Below are 5,030 nucleotides of genomic sequence, written 5' to 3'. Positions count from 1 at the left end.
GGTATAAAGTTTATTATAGATCATATAAATACTTTTTTTACAAATCAATTCACTATTAATTAACAAAATTAACGAAGATGTAAGTTGACAAAGTGGAGAAAAGGTGGTAATATATATACTCGGACGCGGGCGAAAGCCAGTGGAAGGAAAAGCTCCTTGACAAGTGAACAGAGACACCCAGCGGAAGTAAAGAAGAGCGAGGTCGAACTCTTGGATGGAGGGTTTGATCCTGGCTCAGGGCGAACGCTGGCGGCGTGCTTAACACATGCAAGTCGAACGAGGAGGCTCTCTTCGGGGAGTAGTACTAGTGGCGAACGGGTGAGTAACGCGTAGGAAGGTATCCTCCAGACTGGGACAACCATTGGAAACGATGGCTAATACCAGATGAGACCGAGAGGTGAAAGCGTGCTAAGGCATGGCTGGAGGAGCTGCCTGCGACCCATCAGGTAGTTGGTAGGGTAAAGGCCTACCAAGCCGACGACGGGTAGCCGGCGTGAGAGCGTGGCCGGCCACAGGGGGACTGAGACACGGCCCCCACTCCTACGGGAGGCAGCAGTGGGGAATATTGGACAATGGGGGAAACCCTGATCCAGCGACGCCGCGTGGAGGACGAAGTCCTTCGGGACGTAAACTTCTGAACTTATCGAACAATAAAGTGAGAAGGGAATGTCTCACAGATGAGGGTAGATAAGGAAAAGCCCCGGCTAACTACGTGCCAGCAGCCGCGGTAATACGTAGGGGGCGAGCGTTGCCCGGAATCACTGGGCGTAAAGGGGGTGTAGGCGGTTATCTAAGTCAGATGTAAAAAACCTTGGCTCAACCAAGGGGCTGCGTCTGAAACTGGATAACTTGAGGTTACTAGAGGGAGACGGAATTACCTGTGTAGCGGTGAAATGCGTAGATACAGGTAAGAAGGCCGGTGGTGAAGACGGTCTCCTGGGGTAAACCTGACGCTGAGGCCCGAAAGCTAGGGGAGCAAACCGGATTAGATACCCGGGTAGTCCTAGCCGTAAACGATGCCCACTAGGTGTGAGCGGTAGTACCGTTCGTGCTGAAGCTAAGGCGATAAGTGGGCCGCCTGGGGAGTACGTCCGCAAGGATGAAACTCAAAGGAATTGACGGGGACCCGCACAAGCGGTGGAGCATGTGGTTTAATTCGAAGCTAAGCGAAGGACCTTACCAGGGCTTGACATATAGGTGGTAGGATGCAGAGATGTATCCGACCGGTCACTTTTGTGACTGGAGCCTAAACAGGTGGTGCACGGCCGTCGTCAGCTCGTGCCGTGAGGTGTTGGGTTAAGTCCCGCAACGAGCGCAACCCTTGTCGTTAGTTACCAGCACGTAAAGGTGGGGACTCTAACGAGACAGCCGCCGACGAGGCGGAGGAAGGAGGGGATGACGTCAGGTAATCGTGCCCCTTATGTCCTGGGCGACACACGTGCTACAATGGCAGGGACAGAGGGTAGCGAAGTCGAAAGGCGGAGCGAATCCCAGAAACCCTGCCCCAGTTCAGATTGTAGTCTGAAACCCGACTACATGAAGCCGGAATCGCTAGTAATCGCAGGTCAGCCATACTGCGGTGAATACGTTCCCGGGTCTTGTACACACCGCCCGTCAAGCCACCCGAGTTGGAAACGCCCGAAGATGGGTAGTCCAACCGGAAGGAGGACGCCTATTGAGGGTGGAGTCAGCGAGGGGGGCTAAGTCGTAACAAGGTAGGTGTACCGGAAGGTGCGCCTGGATCACCTCCTTTCTAAGGAGAAAAGAAAAGGGTGTCTCTGTTCAGTAGTGAAGGAGTTGGGGTAGTAGCTCAACTGGGAGAGCGTCTGCCTTGCACGCAGAAGGTTAGGGGTTCAAGTCCCCTCTACTCCACCAGCTCATTGACAAGTGCATAGTGAAAGATAAGGTCAAGGTAAAAAGGGCTTACGGAGGATGCCTTGGCGACGGGAGGCGAAGAAGGACGTGGCAAGCTGCGAAAAGCTGCGGGGAGCTGCAAGCGAGCGTTGATCCGCAGATGTCCGAATGGGGAAACCCGAAAATCTCCGAAAGGAGAGGCGAACCCGGGGAAGGGAAACATCTTAGTACCCGGAGGAAAAGAAATCAAACGAGATTCCCTGAGTAGTGGCGAGCGAAAGGGGAGTAGCCCAAACCAGTTAGGTGTAAAAGGGTGCAGCCGTTGCCTAACTGGGGTAGAGGGAAGTAATCGGAGCCAACTGCATGAGGCTCGGGGAAGAAATATGTATAGCCGAAGTATCTGGGAAGATACACCGAAGAGGGTGAAAGTCCCGTAGGCGAAATACATATGAATCCCTGGATTACTCTCCCAAGTAGCGTGGGACACGAGGAATCCTGCGTGAATCTGGGTGGACCACCATCCAAGGCTAAATACTACCCGTCGACCGATAGAGAAGAAGTACCGTGAGGGAAAGGTGAAAAGGACCCCGGGAGGGGAGTGAAAGAGAACCTGAAACCGTAAGCCTACAAGAAGTGGGAGCTCGAAAGAGTGACCGCGTGCCTTTTGATTAATGTGCCCACGAATTGCATGCATTGGCGAGGATAAGCCGAGAGAGGTGGATCCGAAGTGAAAGCGAGCCTGAAAAGGGCGAATAGTCAATGTATGCAGACCCGAAGCCAGGTGAGCTATCCATGGGCAGGGTGAAGTTGCGGTGAAACGCAATGGAGGCCCGAACCGGTATGCAGTGAAACGCATTCGGATGACCTGTGGATAGGGGTGAAAAGCCAACCGAACCTGGTGATAGCTGGATCTCCCCGAAACGTGTGTAGGCACGGCCTCGACAGAAGACTTACGGGGGTAGAGCACTGATAGGCGTAGGGGGGTAACCTCCGAAACTTGTCAAACTCCGAATACCGTAAGTTAATAGTCGGGAGACAGACTGTGGGGGAAAAGCTCCATGGTCGAGAGGGAAACAGCCCAGACCGCCAGCTAAGGACTCGAAGGGACAGCTAAGTGTGAAAGGTAGTGGACTGCCAGAGACAGCCGGGATGTTGGCTTAGAAGCAGCCATCATTAAAAGAGTGCGTAACAGCTCACCGGTTGAGGCGGACTGCGCCGAAAATGTAAGGAGGCTAAAGCTGTACTCCGAAGCTGCGGAATCTGCGGATTGGTAGGGGAGCATTGTGCAGTAGGGAGAAGGCAAGTTGCGAAGCTTGTTGGACGAAGCACAAGAGCGGATGTGGGCATGAGTAACGAGAGGAAGGTGAGAATCCTTCCCCCCGAAAGCCCAAGGGTACCTGGGGAAGGGTCGTCCGCCCAGGGTAAGCCGGGACCTAAGGTGAATCCGAAAGGAGTAACCGATGGAAAACGGGTAAAGAATCCCGTGCCATACATGACCGATAGTAAGAGGGGTGACGCAGAAGGTAAAGCCTCGTGAGCAAGTGGCACGCTCATCTAAGCGCAAAGGTCAGAGAAGCTGGTAGGGAAATCCGCTGGTGGAGACTGAAGCGTGATGGGGAGGACGTAAGTCCAACGAGGTCGTAGCCAAGCTGCCAAGAAAAACCTCGCTTACTGGTTGATGTATGCCCGTTCCGAAAACCGACACAGGTGGGTGAGCTGAGAAGGCTAAGGGGAGCAGGCTAACCTCCGCTAAGGAACTCGGCAAAATAGCCCCGTAACTTCGGGAGAAGGGGTGCTCCTTGATGTGGGCAACTGCATTGGGGAGTCGCAGTGACAAGGTCCAGGCGACTGTTTACCAAAAACACAGGACTCTGCGAACTCGAAAAGAGGACGTATAGGGTCTGACGCCTGCCCAGTGCCGGAAGGTTAAGGGGAGTGGTGAGAGCTACGAACCGAAGCCCCGGTAAACGGCGGCCGTAACTATAACGGTCCTAAGGTAGCGAAATTCCTTGTCGGGTAAGTTCCGACCTGCATGAATGGCGTAACGATTTGGACACTGTCTCAGCGGAGGGCCTGGTGAAATTACAGACTGGGTGAAGATGCCCAGTACCCGCAGTTAGACGGAAAGACCCCGTGGAGTTTTACTGTAGCCTGACATTGTAACTTGTCATGTTGTGTACAGGATAGGTGGGAGGCGGAGAATCCTGCTCGCAAGGGTAGGAGGAGCCGACGGTGGGATACCACCCTCAGCATGATGGGTTACTAACCATTAAGTGTGAAGAGCACAGGTGGGACAGTGTTAGGTGGGCAGTTTGACTGGGGCGGTCGCCTCCTAAAGAGTAACGGAGGTGCGCGAAGGTAGGCTCATGTGGGTTGGAAATCCACAGAAGAGTGTAAAGGCAAAAGCCTGCCTGACTGCGAGACTGACAGGTCGAGCAGGGTGGAAACACGGTCTTAGTGACCCGGCGGATCCGAGTGGAAGGGCCGTCGATCAACGGATAAAAGTTACCCCGGGGATAACAGGCTTATCGCGCTCAAGAGTTCATATCGACGGCGCGGATTGGCACCTCGATGTCGACTCATCGCATCCTGGGGCTGAAGTAGGTCCCAAGGGTTGGGCTGTTCGCCCATTAAAGCGGTACGTGAGTTGGGTTCAGAACGTCGTGAGACAGTTCGGTCCCTATCTGCTGCGGGCGTAGGAAACTTGAGGGGGGTCACACCTAGTACGAGAGGACCGGTGTGAGGGTACCACTGGTAAATCAGCTGTTCCGCCAGGAGCAGGAGCTGAGTAGCCAAGTACCTGACCGATAACCGCTGAAAGCATCTAAGCGGGAAACGGGCCCCGAGATGAGGTTTCCCACTCTACGGAGGTAAGGGCAGTTCGAGACTAGGACGTAGATAGGCCGGAGGTGTAAGTACAGTGATGTATTGAGCCGACCGGTACTAATAGCCCGAGGCCTTGACCTTATTAAGTAACTATGCACATGTGAATGAGTATTGAGGGGTGCAGATACCAGATATGGAAACACGCGGATCCATGCCGAACCCGACCGTTAAGCATATCTGGGCCGATGGTAGTATGGGCAATCCATGCGAGAGTAGGTAGCGCCCCTCTTTTTATTTTCCCCCTGTCAAAAGACAGGGGGTTTTTATTTGAAAATTTCAAACAATGTTTT

Annotated in this window: 1 tRNA gene and 3 rRNA genes; all 4 read left to right on the top strand. The window is 53.7% G+C overall.

The annotated features are described in order from the left end of the window. The first annotated feature begins 211 nt into the window (after positions 1 to 211). Positions 212 to 1,753: ribosomal RNA gene (locus AS160_RS08935) — 16S ribosomal RNA — on the top strand. 46 nt (positions 1,754 to 1,799) lie between these two features. After that, a tRNA-Ala gene (locus AS160_RS08930) sits at positions 1,800 to 1,875 on the top strand. A gap of 30 nt (positions 1,876 to 1,905) precedes the next feature. Beyond that, positions 1,906 to 4,821, top strand: a 23S ribosomal RNA gene (locus AS160_RS08925). A 33-nt stretch (positions 4,822 to 4,854) separates the two neighbouring features. Further along, positions 4,855 to 4,968, top strand: a 5S ribosomal RNA gene (rrf, locus tag AS160_RS08920). Together the 16S, 23S and 5S rRNA genes with 1 tRNA gene alongside form the textbook arrangement of a ribosomal RNA operon. Positions 4,969 to 5,030: the final 62 nt, after the last annotated feature.

Origin of the sequence: Marinitoga sp. 38H-ov (genome assembly GCF_011057715.1) — a bacterium.
Lineage (GTDB): Bacteria > Thermotogota > Thermotogae > Petrotogales > Petrotogaceae > Marinitoga.
The sequence above is the reverse complement of the archived record's forward strand: the minus strand, read 5'-3'. Positions and strand labels throughout refer to the sequence as shown.